Annotated in this window: 17 protein-coding genes and 1 pseudogene; 5 read left to right on the top strand and 13 right to left on the bottom strand. The window is 71.9% G+C overall.

Translation table 11 applies throughout. The features are described 5' to 3' along the window. Window position 1: 1 nt before the first annotated feature. The 6 genes from cysD to ABH940_RS02185 form a co-directional block, all read right to left on the bottom strand. A complete protein-coding gene (gene cysD / locus ABH940_RS02210; protein WP_370104057.1) occupies window positions 2–943 on the bottom strand; it encodes a sulfate adenylyltransferase subunit CysD in 942 nt (313 codons plus the stop codon). Continuing rightward, window positions 940–1,524, bottom strand: a complete 585-nt coding sequence (cysC, locus tag ABH940_RS02205) for an adenylyl-sulfate kinase (protein WP_370064464.1) — start codon at window positions 1,522–1,524, stop codon at window positions 940–942. Before cysC ends, cysD begins: the two co-directional genes overlap by 4 nt. A gap of 46 nt (window positions 1,525–1,570) precedes the next feature. Then, window positions 1,571–2,299 (bottom strand): phosphoadenylyl-sulfate reductase, encoded by a 729-nt coding sequence (locus ABH940_RS02200; protein ID WP_370064462.1) that lies wholly within the window; start codon window positions 2,297–2,299, stop codon window positions 1,571–1,573. Further along, a complete protein-coding gene (locus ABH940_RS02195; RefSeq protein ID WP_370064460.1) occupies window positions 2,283–2,468 on the bottom strand; it encodes a hypothetical protein in 186 nt (61 codons plus the stop codon). Before ABH940_RS02195 ends, ABH940_RS02200 begins: the two co-directional genes overlap by 17 nt. Next, window positions 2,465–4,156: a nitrite/sulfite reductase gene (locus ABH940_RS02190; RefSeq protein ID WP_370064458.1), complete on the bottom strand. Its 1,692-nt coding sequence runs from the start codon at window positions 4,154–4,156 to the stop codon at window positions 2,465–2,467. The genes ABH940_RS02195 and ABH940_RS02190 overlap by 4 nt, the downstream gene beginning before the upstream one ends. A 178-nt stretch (window positions 4,157–4,334) precedes the next feature. After that, window positions 4,335–4,418 (bottom strand): putative leader peptide, encoded by an 84-nt coding sequence (locus ABH940_RS02185; protein WP_332262522.1) that lies wholly within the window; start codon window positions 4,416–4,418, stop codon window positions 4,335–4,337. A gap of 258 nt (window positions 4,419–4,676) precedes the next feature. Here ABH940_RS02185 and ABH940_RS02180 point away from each other — a divergent pair, with 258 nt between their 5' ends. Together ABH940_RS02180 and rsgA are read left to right on the top strand one after the other, a co-directional pair. After that, window positions 4,677–5,867, top strand: a complete 1,191-nt coding sequence (locus ABH940_RS02180; protein WP_370064456.1) for a YihY/virulence factor BrkB family protein — start codon at window positions 4,677–4,679, stop codon at window positions 5,865–5,867. Between the two features lie 172 nt (window positions 5,868–6,039). Further along, window positions 6,040–7,194 carry a ribosome small subunit-dependent GTPase A gene (rsgA, locus tag ABH940_RS02175; protein ID WP_370064455.1) on the top strand — a complete coding sequence of 385 codons (1,155 nt, stop codon included), beginning with the start codon at window positions 6,040–6,042 and terminating at the stop codon, window positions 7,192–7,194. Here rsgA and ABH940_RS02170 read toward each other — a convergent pair. Then, window positions 7,157–7,624: a rhodanese-like domain-containing protein gene (locus ABH940_RS02170; RefSeq protein ID WP_370064454.1), complete on the bottom strand. Its 468-nt coding sequence runs from the start codon at window positions 7,622–7,624 to the stop codon at window positions 7,157–7,159. The genes rsgA and ABH940_RS02170 overlap by 38 nt on opposite strands. 236 nt (window positions 7,625–7,860) lie before the next feature. On the opposite strand from ABH940_RS02170, the gene ABH940_RS02165 reads away from it, so the two are divergent. Together ABH940_RS02165 and ABH940_RS02160 are read left to right on the top strand one after the other, a co-directional pair. After that, complete coding sequence (locus ABH940_RS02165) at window positions 7,861–9,426, top strand: AlkA N-terminal domain-containing protein (protein ID WP_370104274.1); 1,566 nt, start codon at window positions 7,861–7,863, stop codon at window positions 9,424–9,426. After that, a complete protein-coding gene (locus ABH940_RS02160; protein ID WP_370064453.1) occupies window positions 9,426–9,902 on the top strand; it encodes a methylated-DNA--[protein]-cysteine S-methyltransferase in 477 nt (158 codons plus the stop codon). Before ABH940_RS02165 ends, ABH940_RS02160 begins: the two co-directional genes overlap by 1 nt. Window positions 9,903–9,954: 52 nt before the next feature. On the opposite strand, the gene ABH940_RS02155 is transcribed toward ABH940_RS02160, so the two are convergent. Next, the gene (locus tag ABH940_RS02155) at window positions 9,955–10,434 is read right to left on the bottom strand and encodes a MarR family winged helix-turn-helix transcriptional regulator (protein WP_370104055.1); all 480 of its coding nucleotides are present in this window, start codon (window positions 10,432–10,434) and stop codon (window positions 9,955–9,957) included. Between the two features lie 81 nt (window positions 10,435–10,515). Continuing rightward, complete coding sequence (locus ABH940_RS02150; protein WP_370064449.1) at window positions 10,516–11,508, bottom strand: helix-turn-helix domain-containing protein; 993 nt, start codon at window positions 11,506–11,508, stop codon at window positions 10,516–10,518. 261 nt (window positions 11,509–11,769) lie between these two features. Here ABH940_RS02150 and ABH940_RS02145 point away from each other — a divergent pair, with 261 nt between their 5' ends. Further along, entirely contained in the window at window positions 11,770–13,434 is a 1,665-nt protein-coding gene (locus tag ABH940_RS02145) for a hypothetical protein (protein ID WP_370104053.1), read from the top strand. A 23-nt stretch (window positions 13,435–13,457) separates the two neighbouring features. Here ABH940_RS02145 and ABH940_RS02140 read toward each other — a convergent pair whose 3' ends face one another. From ABH940_RS02140 to ABH940_RS02125, 4 genes and pseudogenes are all read right to left on the bottom strand, one after another. Beyond that, window positions 13,458–14,651 carry a DUF4328 domain-containing protein gene (locus ABH940_RS02140; RefSeq protein ID WP_370064445.1) on the bottom strand — a complete coding sequence of 398 codons (1,194 nt, stop codon included), beginning with the start codon at window positions 14,649–14,651 and terminating at the stop codon, window positions 13,458–13,460. 127 nt (window positions 14,652–14,778) lie between these two features. Beyond that, window positions 14,779–15,396 carry a TetR family transcriptional regulator C-terminal domain-containing protein gene (locus ABH940_RS02135; protein WP_370104052.1) on the bottom strand — a complete coding sequence of 206 codons (618 nt, stop codon included), beginning with the start codon at window positions 15,394–15,396 and terminating at the stop codon, window positions 14,779–14,781. 2 nt (window positions 15,397–15,398) lie between these two features. Further along, window positions 15,399–16,463 (bottom strand): agmatine/peptidylarginine deiminase, encoded by a 1,065-nt coding sequence (locus tag ABH940_RS02130; RefSeq protein ID WP_370104050.1) that lies wholly within the window; start codon window positions 16,461–16,463, stop codon window positions 15,399–15,401. 62 nt (window positions 16,464–16,525) lie between these two features. Continuing rightward, a pseudogene (locus tag ABH940_RS02125) lies at window positions 16,526–16,785 on the bottom strand (urease subunit alpha); the annotation flags it as partial.

Below are 16,785 nucleotides of genomic sequence, written 5' to 3'. Positions count from 1 at the left end.
GCTAGAAGTACCCCTCGCGCTTGCGGTCTTCCATGGCGGCCTCGGACATCTTGTCGTCCGCGCGGGTCGCGCCACGCTCGGTCAGACGGCTGACGGCGATCTCCTCGATCACCGCGGCGACGTCGGCGGCGTCGGAGTCGACGGCCCCGGTGCAGGACATGTCGCCGACCGTGCGGTAGCGGACCAGACGGCGCTCGACGGTCTCGCCCTCCTTGGCGCCGCCCCACTCACCGGGCGAGAGCCACATGCCGTTGCGCTGGAACACCTCGCGCTCGTGGGCGTAGTAGATCGCGGGGAGCTCGATCTTCTCCCGCTCGATGTACTGCCACACGTCCAGCTCGGTCCAGTTGGACAGCGGGAAGACGCGCACGTGCTCGCCGGGAGCGTGGCGGCCGTTGTAGAGCGACCACAGCTCCGGGCGCTGACGGCGCGGGTCCCAGGCGCCGAACTCGTCACGCAGCGAGAAGACACGCTCCTTGGCGCGGGCCTTCTCCTCATCACGTCGGCCGCCGCCGAAGACCGCGTCGAAGCGGCTGGACTCGATGGCGTCCAGCAGCGGCACGGTCTGCAGCGGGTTGCGGGTGCCGTCCGGGCGCTCGCGCAGGCGGCCGTTGTCGATGAACTCCTGCACCGAGGCCACGTGCAGGCGCAGCCCGTGCTCGGCCACCGTGCGGTCGCGGTAGTCGAGCACCTCGGGGAAGTTGTGCCCGGTGTCCACGTGCAGCAGTGCGAACGGCACCGAAGCCGGCGCGAACGCCTTCAGCGCCAGGTGGAGCATGACGATCGAGTCCTTGCCGCCGGAGAAGAGGATCACCGGGTTCTCGAACTCGCCCGCCACCTCACGGAAGATGTGGACGGCCTCGGCCTCCAGCGCGTCCAGGTGCGACAGCGCGTAGGGGGAGTCGTGGGTGGAAGCGGCGGCAAGCGAAACAGCGGTGGTCACGCCAGTCCCCTCTCGGTCAGCAGAGCGTGCAGGGCGGCGGCGGACTCGGCCACCGTCTGGGTGTGCGCCTCGATCCGCAGATCGGGGGCGGCGGGCGCCTCGTAGGGGTCGTCCACGCCGGTCAGTCCGGAGATCTCACCGGCGGCCTGCTTGGCGTACAGGCCCTTGACGTCCCGCTCGGAGCAGACCTCGACCGGCGTCGCCACGTGGACCTCCAGGTACGAGGTGCCCTGCGCGGCGTGCCGGGCGGCGACCGCGGCGCGGGAGTCCGCGTAGGGGGCGATCACCGGGGCGAGCACCTTCACGCCGTTGGAGGCGAGCAGTTCGGCGACGAAGCCGATCCGCTGGATGTTGGTGTCCCGGTCCTCGCGGTTGAACCCGAGGCCACGCGAGAGGAACTCGCGGATCTCGTCGCCGTCCAGGATCTCGACCCGGTGGCCCTCGGCACGCAGCCGCTCGGCCAGCGCGGCCGCGATGGTGGTCTTCCCGGCGCTGGGCAGGCCGGTCAGCCACACGGTGGCGCCGCACGCCGGCACGGCGGCTGCCGTGCCGGCCGCCGGTGCGTCAACAGTGGTGGTCATGAAGCTCTGCTCCAGGGTGGTGGTCAGTCGGAGAACGGACGAGCGGTCAGAGGTGGATGCCGCACTCGGTCTTGCCGGCGCCGGACCAGCGGCCGGAGCGCGCGTCCTCGCCCTCCAGCACGCGGCGGGTGCAGGACTCCGGCGCGCAGCCGATCGACGCGTAGCCGTCGAAGAGCAGCGGGTTGAGCAGGATGCCGTGCTCGGCCACGTAGGCGTCCACGTCGTCCTGCGTCCAGCGGGCGATCGGGGCGATCTTGACCTTCTGCCGCTTCGGGTCGTAGGCCACCACCGGGGTGTCGGCCCGCGTCGGCGACTCGTCCCGGCGCAGCCCGGTGGCCCAGGCGTCGTAGCCGGCCAGGCCGCGGCCCAGGGGCTCGACCTTGCGCAGCTTGCAGCAGAGGTCCGGGTCGCGGTCGTGCAGCCGGGGGCCGTACTCCGCGTCCTGCTCGGCCACGGTCTGACGCGGCGTCAGCGTGATCACGTTGACCGGCATCGTCGCCGCCACCGCGTCACGGGTGCCGATGGTCTCCGCGAAGTGGTAGCCGGTGTCCAGGAAGACCACGTCGATGCCCGGCAGCGCGGTCGAGCCCAGGTGGGCGACGACTGCGTCCTCCATCGACGAGGTCACCGCGAGGCGCCTGCCGAAGGTCTCGGCCGCCCAGCGCAGGATCTCCTGCGCGGAGGCGTCCTCCAGCTCCCGGGCGGCAGTGGTGGCCAGGGCCTCCAACTGCTCGGGGGAGTACGGAGAGTGCGTGTGCTCAGTCTCGGTGGTCATCAGGACGTCCCCCAGTCGCGGTCGGGGCGGTCAGCAGCCCGAGGAACTTCAGCGCGAACGCACGTCGGCAGGACGCGCACTCCCAGGCACCGTGCCCGCCGGTCTCGCTCGGGCGCAGGTCCTCGTCGCCGCAGTAGGGGCAGTAGAACGGTGCGGCACGCTCACTCATGAGAGCTGCTCCTCGCCGGCACGCGTGGTCCACTGCGCGAACCGCTCGCCGTCGTGGCGGTCGTCCAGGTAACGGCGCAGGACGCGCTCGATGTAGTCGGGCAGACCGTCCTTGGTGACCTTCAGGCCGCGGACCTTGCGGCCGAAGCCGGCGTCCAGGCCCAACGCGCCGCCCAGGTGCACCTGGTAGCCCTCGACCTGCTCGCCGTTCTCGTCCACGACCAGCTGGCCCTTGAGGCCGATGTCGCCGACCTGGATCCGGGCGCAGGCGTTCGGGCAGCCGTTGATGTTGATGGTCAGCGGCTCGTCGAACTCCGGCAGCCGGGCCTCCAGCTCCTCGATCAGGGTCCGGCCGCGGTCCTTGGTCTCGACGATCGCGAGCTTGCAGAACTCGATGCCGGTGCAGGCCATCGTCCCGCGCCGGAAGCTGGACGGCTTGACCTGCAGGCCCAGCGCCTCCAACCCGGCGACCAGGGAGTCGACCTGGTCCTCGGCCACGTCCAGCACGATCATCTTCTGCTCGGTCGTGGTGCGGAGCCGGTCCGAGCCGTGCTGGGCGGCCACGTCGGCGACCTTGGTCAGCAGCGAGCCGTCCACCCGGCCGACGACCGGAGCGAAACCGACGTAGTAGTTGCCGTCCTTCTGCCGGTGCACGCCGACGTGGTCGCGCCAGCGCCCGACCGGCTCGGCCGGGGCCGGGCCGTCGACCAGCGCGCGGTGCAGGTACTCGTCCTCCAGCACCTGGCGGAACTTCTCGGGGCCCCAGTCGGCCATCAGGAACTTGAGCCGGGCGCGGGTGCGCAGGCGGCGGTAGCCGTAGTCGCGGAAGATCGAGATGACGCCGACGAAGACGTCCGCGACGTCCTCCAGCGGCACCCAGGCGCCCAGGCGTTCGCCGAGGCGGGGGTTGGTGGAGAGGCCGCCGCCGACCCACAGGTCGAAGCCGGGGCCGTGCTCGGGGTGCTCGACGCCGACGAAGGCCACGTCGTTGATCTCGTGGACCACGTCCAGCAGCGGCGAGCCCGAGATCGCGCTCTTGAACTTGCGCGGCAGGTTGGAGAAGTCGGGGTTGCCGATGACGCGGCGGTGGATCTCCTCCAGCGCCGGCGTGCCGTCGATGATCTCGTCCGCGGCGATGCCCGCGACCGGGGAGCCCAGGATCACACGCGGGCAGTCGCCGCACGCCTCGGTCGTGGACAGCCCGACGCCCTCGAGGATCCGCCAGATCTCCGGCACGTCCTCGATCCGGATCCAGTGGAACTGGATGTTCTGGCGGTCGGTCAGGTCCGCGGTGCCGCGCGCGTAGGTCTGCGAGACCTCGCCGATCGCGCGCAGCTGCGCCACGGTCAGCCGGCCGCCGTCGATGCGGACGCGCATCATGAAGTACTCGTCGTCCAGCTCGTGCGGCTCGAGCACGGCGGTCTTGCCGCCGTCGATGCCCTGACGGCGCTGGGTGTAGAGGCCCCACCAGCGCATCCGGCCGCGCAGGTCGGCCGGGTCGATCGAGTCGAAGCCCCGGTGCGCGTAGATCGTCTCGATACGCGTCCGGACGTTGAGACTGTCGTCGTCCTTCTTGAACTGCTCGTTGGCGTTGAGCGGGGTGAAGTGACCGGCCGCCCACTGACCCTCACCGCGGTGACGGGTCACCTTGCGCTTGGGCGGCGTCGAAGACGTGGGGGTGGTGGCCATGGAAGCGTCCTTCGGCAGTGTGTTCGGGCCTGTTGGGGCGTCTCCCGGTCCGGGGCACTGCGGCTTCCACCTGCGGGTTCGCGTGGAGGAGCGGCGGTGACCAGGCCGGGGCCGACGCCTTCCGCACTGCGGCGGGCGGATCGTCGGGCGGGGCTGTCGTCGGTGGTGCGGCGGGTGGTCAGGTCACCGGACAGATGGCGCTGGACATGCGACCGAGGTCGACGTGAAGTCGACCTACCAAGGCAGTTCCAGCACCAGACATGGCAAGAGCGTCGCATGCCGATCTTTCTGGCGTCCACCACTATCCATTATGTGGACTTGGATGTCCTGAAAGCTGAGATTTGACTCCGGGCACGGTGGCCCCGGGGTGCCGATCTGTCCTCGAGGGTGCCGAATCGACGATCTGCGAGACGGATCGTTCCAGCATGTGGACTTTTCATCGGCCCTGTCGCGGCGGACCAGGCGGATGGCGCACCCGCACCGCTCCGATCAGGGGCGTTCGGGCCGATAGGTTGGACATGTGCAACCGGCAGGCGAATCCTCACCCAAGGCACGGCATCGGGCCCGTGACAACCGGCGTGCCGGACGGCGACGCTCCGGTCCCTCCTATCGTGCCATCGCCTGGAAGCTGATCAAGGACACCACCACGATCTGCATCGAGTACCGGGTCACCGGACTCGCCGCCGAGGTCGCCTTCTTCACGCTGATGTCGGTGCCGCCGCTGCTGCTCTCCATCGCGGGCACGCTCGGCTACCTGAGCCAGAGCGTGATCGCCAAGCTGGAGGCGGACATCCTCCGCATCGCCGGGACCTTCCTGGCCCCGAGCTCCGTGCACCAGACGGTGCTCCCGTTGCTCCACAGCGTCTTCAGCGGTGGGCGGCCGGACCTGATCTCGATCGGCTTCCTGCTGGCACTGTGGTCCGGCTCGCGTGCGCTCTATGTCTTTGTCGACACCGTCACGATCATGTACGGGCTGGAGGACCAACGCGGAATCGTGCACACCCGCCTGCTCTCGCTCGGCCTGTACGTGGTGGCGCTGATCGCGGGGACGGTCATCGGACCGGTGGTGATCGCCGGGCCGGACCAGCTGGTGCGTTGGTTCCCGGCCACGACGGGTGTGGTGCACGCGCTCTACTGGCCCGGCGCGATCCTGCTCTCCGTCTGCTTCATGACCACGCTCTACCACGTGGCGGTGCCGGTGCGGACGGCGTGGAAGGAGGACGTGCCCGGGGCGATAGTCGCGCTGATCGTCTTCTTCGTCTGCAGCATCTTCCTCCGGCTCTACCTGGTTCACTCGGTCGAGGGCCCGACCGTCTACAGCTCGCTGGCCGCGCCGATCGCGGTGCTGCTCTGGATCGGCGTCACCGCCCTCGCGGTGCTGATCGGCGCGGCCATGAACGCCGCCATCGACCAGATGTGGCCGACCCGCGAGACCGAGCAGGCCCGCGCCGCCGCCGAGCAGGCCCGCGAGGACGCGGCCCTCGAAGTGATACGGCGCGCCGAGGCGCGACGCACGGCCACCCGCAACCGCGCCGCCTACCCGCCGCCTCCGCCCGAGGAGGGCGGCGAACCCGAGGCGCCGGCCGAGTATCCGGAGCGCTGGGCGGACTTCCTGCCCCCGAGCGCGCTCAAGCGCCGCCTCCAGAGCAAGAGCGAGCCGCGCCGCCGCTACCCGTCGCCCTTTGACGACCAGCAAGACTCGAACGAGTGATCGGCGGCTAAATCGGTGGCGCCGCACCCACGCCGTCGCTAGCGTCGGCACCAGAAGCGCAGGACCACAACAAGCGCAGGACCACAACAAGCCGAGGAGGTGAGGACGTTGATGACCATCGCGCACTCTCCGCAGTTCATCACCGCACCCACCCTTCGAAGGGCTTCTCGTCTTGTCCTCTTCTCAGTCCTCCTCGCGGCCCCGTCCATACGCCGCTGAGGCCCACCCCCTCGCCCGCTACGGCTGGGACGACGTCTGGCAGGCGGAGTTCGACGCTGTCGTTCCTGGCGAACCCGGCCTGCTACCGGGTCGTGTCGCCCGTGTCGACCGCGGGCTCTGCGACGTGATCACCGCCCGGGGCGTGCTCCGCGCCGACACCGCGCTGGTCACCCCACGCGATCCGGTCCGGATCGTCTGCACCGGCGACTGGGCGGTCGTCGCCCACGGCCAGGGCGCGGTCGGCGACCTGGTGCGCTGCCTGCTGCCGCGCCGCAGCACGGTGATCCGCTCGGGCGCGTCCAAGCGCTCCGAGGGCCAGGTGCTGGCCGCCAACGTCGACACCGCCGTGATCGCCGTCTCGCTCGCCGTCGAGCCCGACCTCGGCCGGATCGAGCGGTTCCTCACCCTCGCCTGGGAGAGCGGCGCCGTGCCGCTCGTCGTGCTGACCAAGGCGGACACCGCACCGGACGCCGAACAGATCAGGGACGACGTGGCACGCGTCGCCCCCGGCGTCGAGGTGCTGGTCGTCAGCGCCCTCACCGGCGCGGGCACGGCTGAGCTGGCCGCCCGCCTGGGCGGCACCACGGTGCTGCTCGGCCAGTCCGGTGTCGGCAAGTCGACCCTGGCCAACGCGCTGACCGGTGTCGACGCGATGGACGTCCGCGCGATTGGCGTCGACGGCAAGGGCCGACACACCACCACGACCCGCGAACTGCTGCCGCTGCCCGGCGGCGGCGTGCTGATCGACACCCCCGGCCTGCGCGGCGTCGGCGTGATGGACGCCGCCGCCGGGCTGCAGCAGGTCTTCGCCGACATCGACGAGTTGGCCGGAGGATGCCGCTTCGCCGACTGCGGCCATCTCGGCGAGCCCGGCTGCGCGGTCCAACAGGCCCTGGACGACGGCGAGCTGAGTCACCGACGCCTGGAGAGCTACCGCAAGCTGCTGCGCGAGAACCGGTGGATGGCCTCCCGCACCGACGCCCGGGCACGCGCCGAGCTGTCCCGGATCTGGCGGGAGCGCGGCAAGCTCGCCAAGGAGGCGCGGGAGGCCCGTGACCGGCGCGAAAGGGTCAGCAGGCGCAGGCAATTCCCGAGCGCGGAGCGGTGAGCGGGTCGACCTGGTTGCGGACGAGCTCGCCTGCGCCCGTCTCCGTGTCGAAGCCCTCACGGACCCAGTACTCGTAGCCGCCGATCATCTCCTTGACCGGATAGCCGAGCCGGGCGAAGGCCAGCGCGGCCCGGGTTGCCCCGTTGCAGCCCGGGCCCCAGCAGTAGGTGACGACCGTCAGCGAGCGGTCCACCAGGGTCGGCGCCAGCTCGGCGATGCGGGCGGTCGGCAGGTGGACCGCGCCGGGGATGTGTCCCTGCGCCCAGGCCTCGTCGCTGCGGGAGTCGATCACGACGAGCCCCGGCACGCCGGCCTCCAGGTCGGCGTGCACGTCGGAGACGTCCGCCTCGAAGGCGAGCCGGGCGGCGTAGTGAGCGGCGGCGACATCCGGCTCGGCGGCGGGGACACGCAGGACGGCACTGTCGGTCATCGTCGTCTCAATCTCCTGGTCCAGCGGCTTGCTCGCCGCGCTGGCTGCGCTTGCTGTGCTTACTGCGACGACCTCATCCTTTCGGGACGGCGAGATCCGGGCGAGTGGCAAGAACGCCGCCGAGCATCAAGATCCTGCCAGACGAGGCCATGTGGAGCCGCGCAGGTCCGCGCGTCACTGCCATGTCCGATTCCCGCCAGTCCGAGCCCCGCCGATGCCGCAGACTGGAAGGCGTGATGATGGAAGAAGAGGCCTGCTACCGGGCGGTGAGCAGCAGGGACGCCCGCCACGACGGCGTGTTCTACACGGCCGTGCGGACCACCGGTATCTACTGCCGCCCCAGCTGCCCGGCCCGGACGCCGAAACGCGAGAACATCACCTTCTACCCGACCGCTGCCGCCGCCCAGGGCGCCGGATACCGCGCATGCCGCCGCTGCCGCCCGGACATCGCCCCCGGCTCGCCGGAGTGGAACCTCCGCGCCGACCTGGTCGGCCGGGCGATGCGGCTGATCGGTGACGGCGTCGTCGACCGCGACGGCGTCGCCGGACTCGCGGCGCGCCTCGGCTACAGCGAGCGGCACCTCTCCCGCGAGCTGCACGCCGAACTCGGCGCCGGTCCACTGGCGTTGGCCCGCACCCAGCGTGCCCAGACCGCGCGTCTGCTGCTGCAGACGACCGACCTCGGGGCGACCGAGGTCGCCTTCGCGGCCGGGTTCGCCAGCGTGCGGCAGTTCAACGACACCATCCGCGAGGTCTACGCGATGACCCCCACGGAGCTGCGCGCACGGCAGGGCCGACGGACCACGGAGCGCGGCGTGATACCGCTGCGGCTGGCACACCGTCAGCCCTTCGACGCGGAGGCGGTCTTCGACTTCCTCGCGCTGCGTGCGGTGCCGGGCGTCGAGGAGATCACCCACGGACCGCACGGCCGCAGCTACCGGCGCACGCTCGCGCTTCCCGGCGGCCCCGCCGTCGCCGAGGTGGACGAGCCCGACCGGCCGCAGGGTTGGCTCGACGCCCGGCTGCAGCTGACCAGCCTGCGCGACCTGACCACGGGCGTGCAGCGCCTGCGCGCGCTGTTCGACCTGGACGCCGACCCGGTCGCCGTCGCCGAGGTGCTCGGGGCGGACCGCCACCTCGCGCCGCTGGTCGCCAAGCGTCCGGGCCTGCGTTCGCCGGGGCACATCGACCCGCACGAACTGGCGGTGCGCGCGGTCCTCGGACAGCAGGTCACCGTCGCGGCGGCACGTACGCTCGCGGGTCGTCTGGCCGAGCGGTACGGCGCGCCGCTGCCGACCGCCAGCGGCGGCCTGACCAGGCTCTTTCCGACCGCTGCCGCGCTGGCCGAGGCCGACCCGGCCGATCTGGCGATGCCCACCGCGCGCCAACGCGCGCTGCGCGGCCTGTGCGCGGCCCTAGCCGACGGCAGTGTCCGGCTCGACCCGGGCGTGGATCGTGACGAGGCGGGCGCGGCGCTGCTCGCCCTCCCGGGCATCGGCCCGTGGACGGTCAGCTACATCCGGATGCGCGCCCTCGCCGACCCGGACGCGTACCTGCCCACCGACATCGGCGTGCGTCACGGCCTGCGCGCGGCGGCCGGCGGCGACGCCGCCGGAGACGCAGCCGGTGCCGGAGCCGGAGACGCCGTCGCGGACGCCGACCCGGACGCCTGGCGTCCGTGGCGCTCCTACGCCGTCCACCACCTCTGGGCGGCGGCGAGTGAGGCGCAGTACGAGGCCCGGAACAAGGCGAAGCGCTCTCCCACGAACCGCACCAACACGAAGACAGGGACCCCGAAGTGATGACCCGCTACACGACCATGGACTCCCCGCTCGGCGTGCTGCAGCTGACCGCCGACGACGAAGGACGGCTGACCTCCCTCTACGCCCCGACGCAGAAGGGCAAGGACGTCCGTCCCGACCCCGCGTGGACTCCCGACCCCGAGAACCTGGCGTCAGCGGTGGCGCAGCTGACCGAGTACTTCGCCGGTGAGCGCAAGGAGTTCGACCTGCGATTGGCGCCCGTCGGCACCGAGTTCCGGCAGCGCGTCTGGCAGGCGCTCGACGACATCCCCTATGGCGCGACGGTCACCTACAAGGAGTTGACGGCGGCGGCCGGGCTTCCGCCGACGTCGGTGCGGGCAGTTGCGGGCGCGGTGGGCGCCAACCCGTTGCTGATCCTGCGTCCGTGCCACCGGGTGGTGGGCAGCGACGGCTCGTTGACCGGCTTCGCGGCCGGACTCGAAGCCAAGCAGGCGTTGCTCGCGTTGGAGCAGTAGCAAGCGCCTTCGCACCTTCGCACCTTCGCGCCCTTCGGAACTGGAAACGGCGCTACGCGGGACCCTCCGGGCCCTCGCCGAGCGCCGTCGCCAGCCGTTCCAGCCCGTCCAACGCGCTCAGTACCGCCGCGCTGTCCTCCGGGGCGATCGCGGCGAGTGCCGTGGCCAGGCGCCGCTCGTGGGCGCGCTGCCAGTCGGCGAGTTGGCGGTGTCCGGCCTCCGTCAGCGCGATCCGTGCGGTGCGGCGGTCGCCCGGGTCGGCCTGCCGGTCGACGAAGCCGGCCTCCAGCATCTTGCCGACCAGCCCGCTCACCGTGTTCGGCGCCAGCCGTTGCCGCGCGGCCAGTTCGCCCACGCGCAACGGCCCCATGGCCAGCGTCTGCAGGAGTTCGACCTGCGCCATCGGCAGGGATTCCCATGGGTACTCGGTGCGGATGCTGCTGCGCAGGGCACGACGCAGCCGAGTGACCGCATCGGTGAGGCGCTGGACCTGGCCGGGATCGAGGACGTTCGGATCGGCGGGTTCTGGCATGGCGAGATCCTAACGGGCGGCTCCGACGAAACGAGCCACCCAGTACTACCGGGCTACCCAGTACTACCGAGCCACCCAGTACTACCGGGCTACCCAGCCCTTCTCGTAGGCCTGCCAGCCCAGCTGCATCCGTGTGGTCACGCCGGTCAGCACCATCAGCCGCTGCACCCGGCGCTGGACCGTGCGCAGGCCCAGGTCCAGCTGCTTGGCCACGCTGGCGTCGGTCAGCCCGGCCAGCAGCAGCGAGAGGATCTGCAGATCCGTCTGGTCCGGCTGGTCGCCCTCGTCGTCGACGGGCAGTTCGCCGTCCGAGGAGAACCGCACCGGAACCGCCTGCTGCCAGCAGAGTTCGAATAGTCCGATCAGTGCTTCCAGCAGCCCCGGAGCGCGGACCAGCAGCGCCGCCGGTTCGCCGGGCGATCCCAGCGTGCGCAGCGGCACCATGGCCAGGCCGCGGTCCGCGACGATCAGCTTGGTGGGCACGGTCTCCGCGATACGCACCTGTTGGCCCCGGCCGAGCGCCAGGGCCATCTGCTCCATGACCTGGCCCTCCGCCAACGTGGCCCGGGAGAGCACGGTCCGGTGGGTCACCCCGCGGGCGACCGCCACCGACTCGACCATGTTCTCCTCCGGCCGCACCGCGACGGGGGCGTCGGTGACCAGGGCCATGAGCTCCTCCGCGGCGCCGAGTTGGATCTGCTCGAAGCGGTGCCGGACTGCCGAGACGCCGGAGACCACCTCGACCAGGTCGGCCACGCCGTTGGCCGCGCCGCCGGTGCGCCGGTACTCGTCCGCGAGTGACTCCACCGCCCGCTCGGCCTCGTGCAGTTCGTGACGGCGCTGGGACAGCGCGGGCGCCAGCGCGATGGTGGGCGGCGCGGCGACGTAGTGGTCACCGAGGGCGGCGGAGACGGCGGCGAGGCCGTTGGACTCCAGCCCGGCCAGCGCGTTCTCGACGAGTGGCAGCGGGAGTGCGAGCCGCTCGGCGAGCGTGCCCGGGGTAGCCGCACCGAGTGCCAGCAGGGCTCGGTAGACGTGCTCGGCGCGCTCGTTCAGCCCGAAGAGTTCCAGCATGCGTGAGTCGCCTCGTCCCTTCCTCTCCTCCCCCTGCCACCACGTGATCATCATGCCTGTTCCGAGCGTGTGCGCGGTAGTCGAGGGGTAGGCGAAGAGGTGGTCGAACGGAATGGCAGTCGGGTCGGGTGATTGTCCGGATATTCCGTTCGGTTGCTCCGGACGTGGGCTGATTCGTCGGTTCCCCGCATGGATCCGGGCCCCCGCATGGACAATGGCCTCGATCCCGGAGGCACTTCTGGCACCGGAGGGAGCGGCAGGATGACCGAGCGACGCGACCAGGGCGCGCCGAGCCCCACGGCTCAGGCGGAGGACGCCTGGTGGGCCGCCGTCTACGCACGCGACGCCGACGCGCCGGAAACAGCCCGCGCCGGATCGGTCGACGACTGGTTCGCCTCCGCGCTCGGCGCGATGGGCGCGGCCGAGGCGCCGGAAGCGGGCGAGGAGGGCGACGCGGGCGAGGACGCGCCGGTGCCGGACGTCCCGACCCCGCCGGACCTGCCCGACGTCGGTGACGTCCCCGACATCCCGGACGTGCCCGAGCCCCCGGACCTGCCCGAGGGCCCCGATCTCCCGGACGTCTCACCCGACGCACGCCAGGCACACGACGCACACCAGGTATACGACACACGCCCGGCACACGACGCACAGCAGGTATACGACGCATACGAGGTGCGCGACGAATACGACGTGCGCGACGCGTACCTCACGGAGGAGCCGCACGACCGGCGTCCGTCCCCGCCGCGCGTCCCCGATCCACGGGTGATCGCGCCGCGCGCCGAGCCCGACAGTACGGTGGACAGCGCGGCCGGCGCGGACAGCGCGCCTGAGACCCCGCCCACCGCCGCACCCCCGATGCCGCCCCGACCACCCCTGCCGCGCTCCGAGCCGGACCCGTCCCGGCTGGCGGCTCCCGGCCCGGAGGCCGACCCCGAGGCTGACCCGACCGTCAACCCCGCGTCGCCCGCGCCAGGTTCGGCGTCCCGGTCGGCGTCCGGGCCGGCGTCCCGATCGTCATCGCAGTCGGCGTCCACGCCGATCCGGTTGGCCAAGAAGCCCGAGCGCGCCACCGTCCCGACGCCGACCGTGCCCGACGGCATCGCCGCGCGCTGGGGGAGGAGCCGACCTGGCACGACCGCGCTGCCCGAGCCGGACTCGCTGCCCGAGGCAGACCCGGACGCAATCGGCGCGGTGGTCCCGGACACGGCCCTGGAGCTGGCCCGGCACGGCAGTGTGACGCTGCGTGCGGCCAGTGCCCGTGGCGAGCAGGCCCGCGGGCTGGGGCTGCCGCGCACGGACCGGCTGTTGGTGGCGCGCTTCGGTCAGGGCGTCGGGGGACTGCTGGTGGCCGTGGTCTCCAGTGGCTCGGGCGGCGCACAGCAGGCCGCTCACGTGCTGGCGGCGGCCGTCGGGCGCAGCCGCGCGGGCCTGCTGGCGGACCTGCGCGAGGGCGCCCAGGAGCAACTGCGGTACGGCCTCCAGCGACTGACGGCACGCGCCGCACGCGAGCTCGGCCCGGACGGCGCGGTGCACGCGTTGATCGCACCGCTCGACCCGACCAACCGGCTCCGCGCCGGTTTCGGCACCGGCCCCGGCGCGCTGCTGCTGCTCGGCGACGACGCCTGGTACGACGCCTACGCGGGGCGTCGACTCGGGGTGGGCGACGCGGAGGTCGAGGGCGCGCCGGTGGAACAGCCGGACCGGTTCCGGTTCCGCGCGGTGGTGCCGGAGCCCGGTGACGTGCTGCTGCTCTGCTCCGAGGGCCTGGCCGCTCCGCTGCGCGCGGAGGCGGCGGTCGCCGGGCTGCTGGCCGAGCACTGGTCGCAGCCGCACGCGCCGGGCGGCGTCGACTTCCTCCGCCAGCTCCAGGCCCGCGCGCAGGGCCACACGGCGGACCGCACGGCCGTGGCGGTCTGGGAGGACTGAGTCCGACTGAGGCTGACCGCCGGTCAGGCCTCGGGCTTGCGGAACATCACGGTCGCGGTGTCCTTCTTGGGCGCGTCGTCAGCGGGGACGGCGTCCTGCGGGACCGCGTCCTGAGGCTGGACGTCCGGCTCTGCGGCGTCCTTGGACAGGGCGACGAGCGGCGTCGTCGGACGGTCCACGCGGACCGGCTGCGGCTCCGGCTCCGGCGCCGATACCGGCTGCGACTGCGGCTGCGCAGGCTCCTTTGTCAGCTCCACCGCCGGCTCAGCCTGCGCCTGCGCCTGCGCCTGCGCCTGCACCGGAGCCACGGCCTGGGCCGGGACGACCGGCGTGTACTGCCGTGCGGCGTCCTTCGGAGCGATGTACGCGGGGGGCATGCCCGACTCCGCGTAGGCGGCGTACGGCGCCTGCATCGGGGCGGCGTAGGGGTGGCCGATGCCGGGGCCCTGGAGGATCCGGACCTGCTGCATCGAGGTGACCTTGCGGATCATCACCACGGCCAGCACGGTCGCCGCGATCGCGCACAGGTCGACCAGCCCGACGAATCCGAACTCGACAACCAGGGTGCCGACCGAGGCCCCAGGGTTCTCCCACGAGGTGGCGGAGCCGACCCGCTCCACCCAGAACACCTGCGCCACGCAGAAGGTTAGCCACCACCACGTCACCAGGTAGGTGTTCGGGCGGCGCATGGTCGGGACCTGCTGCAGCGGGACGGCCGCGCGCCAGATGCCACCGGCCACGAGACGGGGCAGCACCAGGAAGGCGAGCGGGACGAACCAGCCGCCGATCGCCCATCCGGCGCTGAGCGCCTGCCGACCCGGGGCCAGGATCTCCGACAGCCTGGCCGACTTGAAGAACCAGATGATGAAGAGGACGCCTGCCGCGAGGTTGGCCAGGGCGCTCAGGAAGACCAGCACGGCCGAGGCCGTGTTCGCGGCGTTGAGGGCGGACAGGTTGGCCCCGCTGGTGTCCAGGGCCGTCTTGGCCACCGTGAACGACCAGATGTTGAACCCGAAGCCGAGCAGCGCGAGCAGCCCGTTGATCACTATCAACACCTGCGCCGCGATGCCGATCCCGACGGGAGCGGTCGGCGCGATGAGCGCGGGCTGCGCGAAGTAGCCGCCGTAGGACTGGGGCGTGTGGCCCGCGATGTAGCCGCAGTTGGGGCAGCGACCGGCGAAGTCGAGGCTAGCGGCGGAACAGGTCGGGCAGAGCACGGGAGTTCCCCCTGGATCGATCCGCGCTCGGCTGCGCGCGGCTGGCGGCTGCTGATGGTATTGGACACGGGCAACCCTCGTCCATGCGTGTGGGTCAAGCCCCCGTGCGTGGACGAACCATGGCGGGTCAGCCGGAAACGGCTGTTCCGGGCAGCAGCAGCGAGTCCCGCAGGAAAGCGTCGACGTGCTCCAGGGCCTCCGTGCGGCCGGTGCCGGGCAGGCCGACGACGACCGAGGTGCCGAAGCCGTCCAGCAGCGCACTCAACAGCACGGCGAACCGGTCCGGTTCGACCGCGCGGAACTCACCGGCGTCCACGCCCGCCCGCAGCAGCGCGACCAGGTCCGCCCGCCAGGCCGCCTCGATCTCCGCCTGACCGGACCGGATCTCCTCACTCGCCTGGGACCGGCCCCAGACCTCGATCCACAGCGTCCAGCGCGGATCGCCCGGGCCGGTCGGCAGGTAGAGCGCGCAGAAGTCACGCAGGCGCTCGGCGGCGTTGCCGTCTTCGGCGAGCACGGCGAGCACGGCGACGCGTCGTTCGCCGAGCTGCGCCTCGCTCCAGCGCAGCGTCTCCAGCAGCAACTGGTCCTTGCTGCCGAAGTAGTAGAGCAGGTGACCGCCGCTCATCCCGAGCTCCTTGCCGAGCCCGGCCATGGTCAACCCGGCCAGGCCCTGGGCGGCGATCGACGTCATGGCTGCGGCGAACACCTCCTCCCGGGGCCTGGCCGGCCTGCGTGTGGCCATCGTCAGACCTTGGGCTGCTGCTGGGTGATGCAGTGGATGCCACCGCCGTTGGCGAAGATCTCGCGTGCGTCGACGAGCTCGACCTTGCGCTCGGGGAAGATCCGGGCGAAGACCTCGGCCGCCGCCTGGTCACGCGGGTCGTCGAAGGCGCACAGCACCACGGCGCCGTTGCACAGGTAGTGGTTGATGTAGGAGTAGTCGACCGGCTCTCCGTCCTCCTCGAAGAGGACGGTCGGCGCCTGCAGCTCGATGACCTCCAGCTGACGGCCCTTGGCGTCGGTCGAGGCGCGCAGCAGCGCCGCGATCTCCTTGGTGACCTCGTGGTCCGGGTGCGCCGGGTCCGGCTGGCTGTGGACGACCACGGTGCCCGGACGCAGGAAGGCGGCGACGATGTCGATGTGGCCGCGGGTGCCGAAGCGCTGGTAGTCGCGGGTCAGGCCGCGCGGCACCCAGATCGCCTTGGTGGTGCCGAGGAACGCGTGGATCTCCGCCTCGACCTGCTCGCGCGTCCAGTCGCTGTTGCGGCCCTCGCCCAGCTGCACGGTGTCGGTGAGCAGCACGGTGCCCTCACCGTCGACATGGATGCCGCCGCCCTCGTTGATCAGCCGCGAGGCGAACCGCTGAATACCCGTCAGCTCGACGACGTGCTCGGCGACGTGCTGGTCGTTCTCCCAGCTGGCCCACTCCTGCGCGCCCCAGCCGTTGAAGATCCAGTCGGCGGCGGCCAGGGTGCCCTTGCCGTCGGTCAGGAAGGTCGGGCCGATGTCGCGCATCCACGCGTCGTCCAGCGGGCGCTCGACGATCTCGACCTCGGGGGAGACGTAGCCGCGCGCGGCCTCGGCCTCACCGGTGTTGACGACCAGGGTGACCGGCTCGTAGCGGACGATCGTGTTGGCCACGCTCGCCCAGGCCTGGCGGGCCAGGTGGAGCTCGTCGCCGACGAAGGTCTCGTTGGAGGTGGGGAAGGCCATCCAGGTGCGGTCGTGCGGCGCCCACTCGGCGGGCATGGCGAAACCGGCGGCGGCGGGAGTCTGCGCGGCGGCAGCCGCTGCGGGGTTGGACGTCATGGGGGTGGGCTCCTGATGCGCTGGGAGATCAGAGGCTGTGCTGATCTGGAGGCTGTGCTGCTTCAGAGGAAGTAGAGGCGGCTGAGGGTGACGGTGTCGGCGGGGTGGCTGTGGAGGGGGTTGCCGTCGAGGGTGACGGTGCCGGTGGTGGGGTTGACGTCGACGGTGCCGAGGCGGTGGTTGCGGTGCATGTCGGCGGGGCCGATGCCGCGGGTGTGCTTGACGGTGACGCGGCGGCGGCGGGTGGGCATCTGGTCGCCGTTGGTGACGGCGGCTGCGGCGACGAAGGCGACGGAGATGTCGGCGGCGGTGGCGCCGTGGG

Source organism: Streptacidiphilus sp. BW17, assembly GCF_041262485.1.
In the GTDB taxonomy this organism is placed as follows: Bacteria; Actinomycetota; Actinomycetes; order Streptomycetales; family Streptomycetaceae; genus Streptacidiphilus.
The sequence above is the reverse complement of the archived record's forward strand: the minus strand, read 5'-3'. Positions and strand labels throughout refer to the sequence as shown.

What these genes read in the sequence shown, in the direction of transcription:
- cysC (WP_370064464.1), bottom strand. Translation starts at nt 1,524, where the DNA reads ATGACCACCACTGTTGACGCACCGGCGGCCGGCACGGCAGCCGCCGTG.
- ABH940_RS02170 (WP_370064454.1), bottom strand. Translation starts at nt 7,624, where the DNA reads ATGACCGACAGTGCCGTCCTGCGTGTCCCCGCCGCCGAGCCGGATGTC.
- ABH940_RS02195 (WP_370064460.1), bottom strand. Translation starts at nt 2,468, where the DNA reads ATGAGTGAGCGTGCCGCACCGTTCTACTGCCCCTACTGCGGCGACGAG.
- ABH940_RS02160 (WP_370064453.1), top strand. Translation starts at nt 9,426, where the DNA reads ATGACCCGCTACACGACCATGGACTCCCCGCTCGGCGTGCTGCAGCTG.
- ABH940_RS02185 (WP_332262522.1), bottom strand. Translation starts at nt 4,418, where the DNA reads ATGTCTGGTGCTGGAACTGCCTTGGTAGGTCGACTTCACGTCGACCTC.
- ABH940_RS02145 (WP_370104053.1), top strand. Translation starts at nt 11,770, where the DNA reads ATGACCGAGCGACGCGACCAGGGCGCGCCGAGCCCCACGGCTCAGGCG.
- ABH940_RS02155 (WP_370104055.1), bottom strand. Translation starts at nt 10,434, where the DNA reads ATGCCAGAACCCGCCGATCCGAACGTCCTCGATCCCGGCCAGGTCCAG.
- ABH940_RS02130 (WP_370104050.1), bottom strand. Translation starts at nt 16,463, where the DNA reads ATGACGTCCAACCCCGCAGCGGCTGCCGCCGCGCAGACTCCCGCCGCC.
- ABH940_RS02135 (WP_370104052.1), bottom strand. Translation starts at nt 15,396, where the DNA reads ATGGCCACACGCAGGCCGGCCAGGCCCCGGGAGGAGGTGTTCGCCGCA.
- ABH940_RS02165 (WP_370104274.1), top strand. Translation starts at nt 7,861, where the DNA reads ATGATGGAAGAAGAGGCCTGCTACCGGGCGGTGAGCAGCAGGGACGCC.
- ABH940_RS02190 (WP_370064458.1), bottom strand. Translation starts at nt 4,156, where the DNA reads ATGGCCACCACCCCCACGTCTTCGACGCCGCCCAAGCGCAAGGTGACC.
- ABH940_RS02150 (WP_370064449.1), bottom strand. Translation starts at nt 11,508, where the DNA reads ATGCTGGAACTCTTCGGGCTGAACGAGCGCGCCGAGCACGTCTACCGA.
- ABH940_RS02200 (WP_370064462.1), bottom strand. Translation starts at nt 2,299, where the DNA reads ATGACCACCGAGACTGAGCACACGCACTCTCCGTACTCCCCCGAGCAG.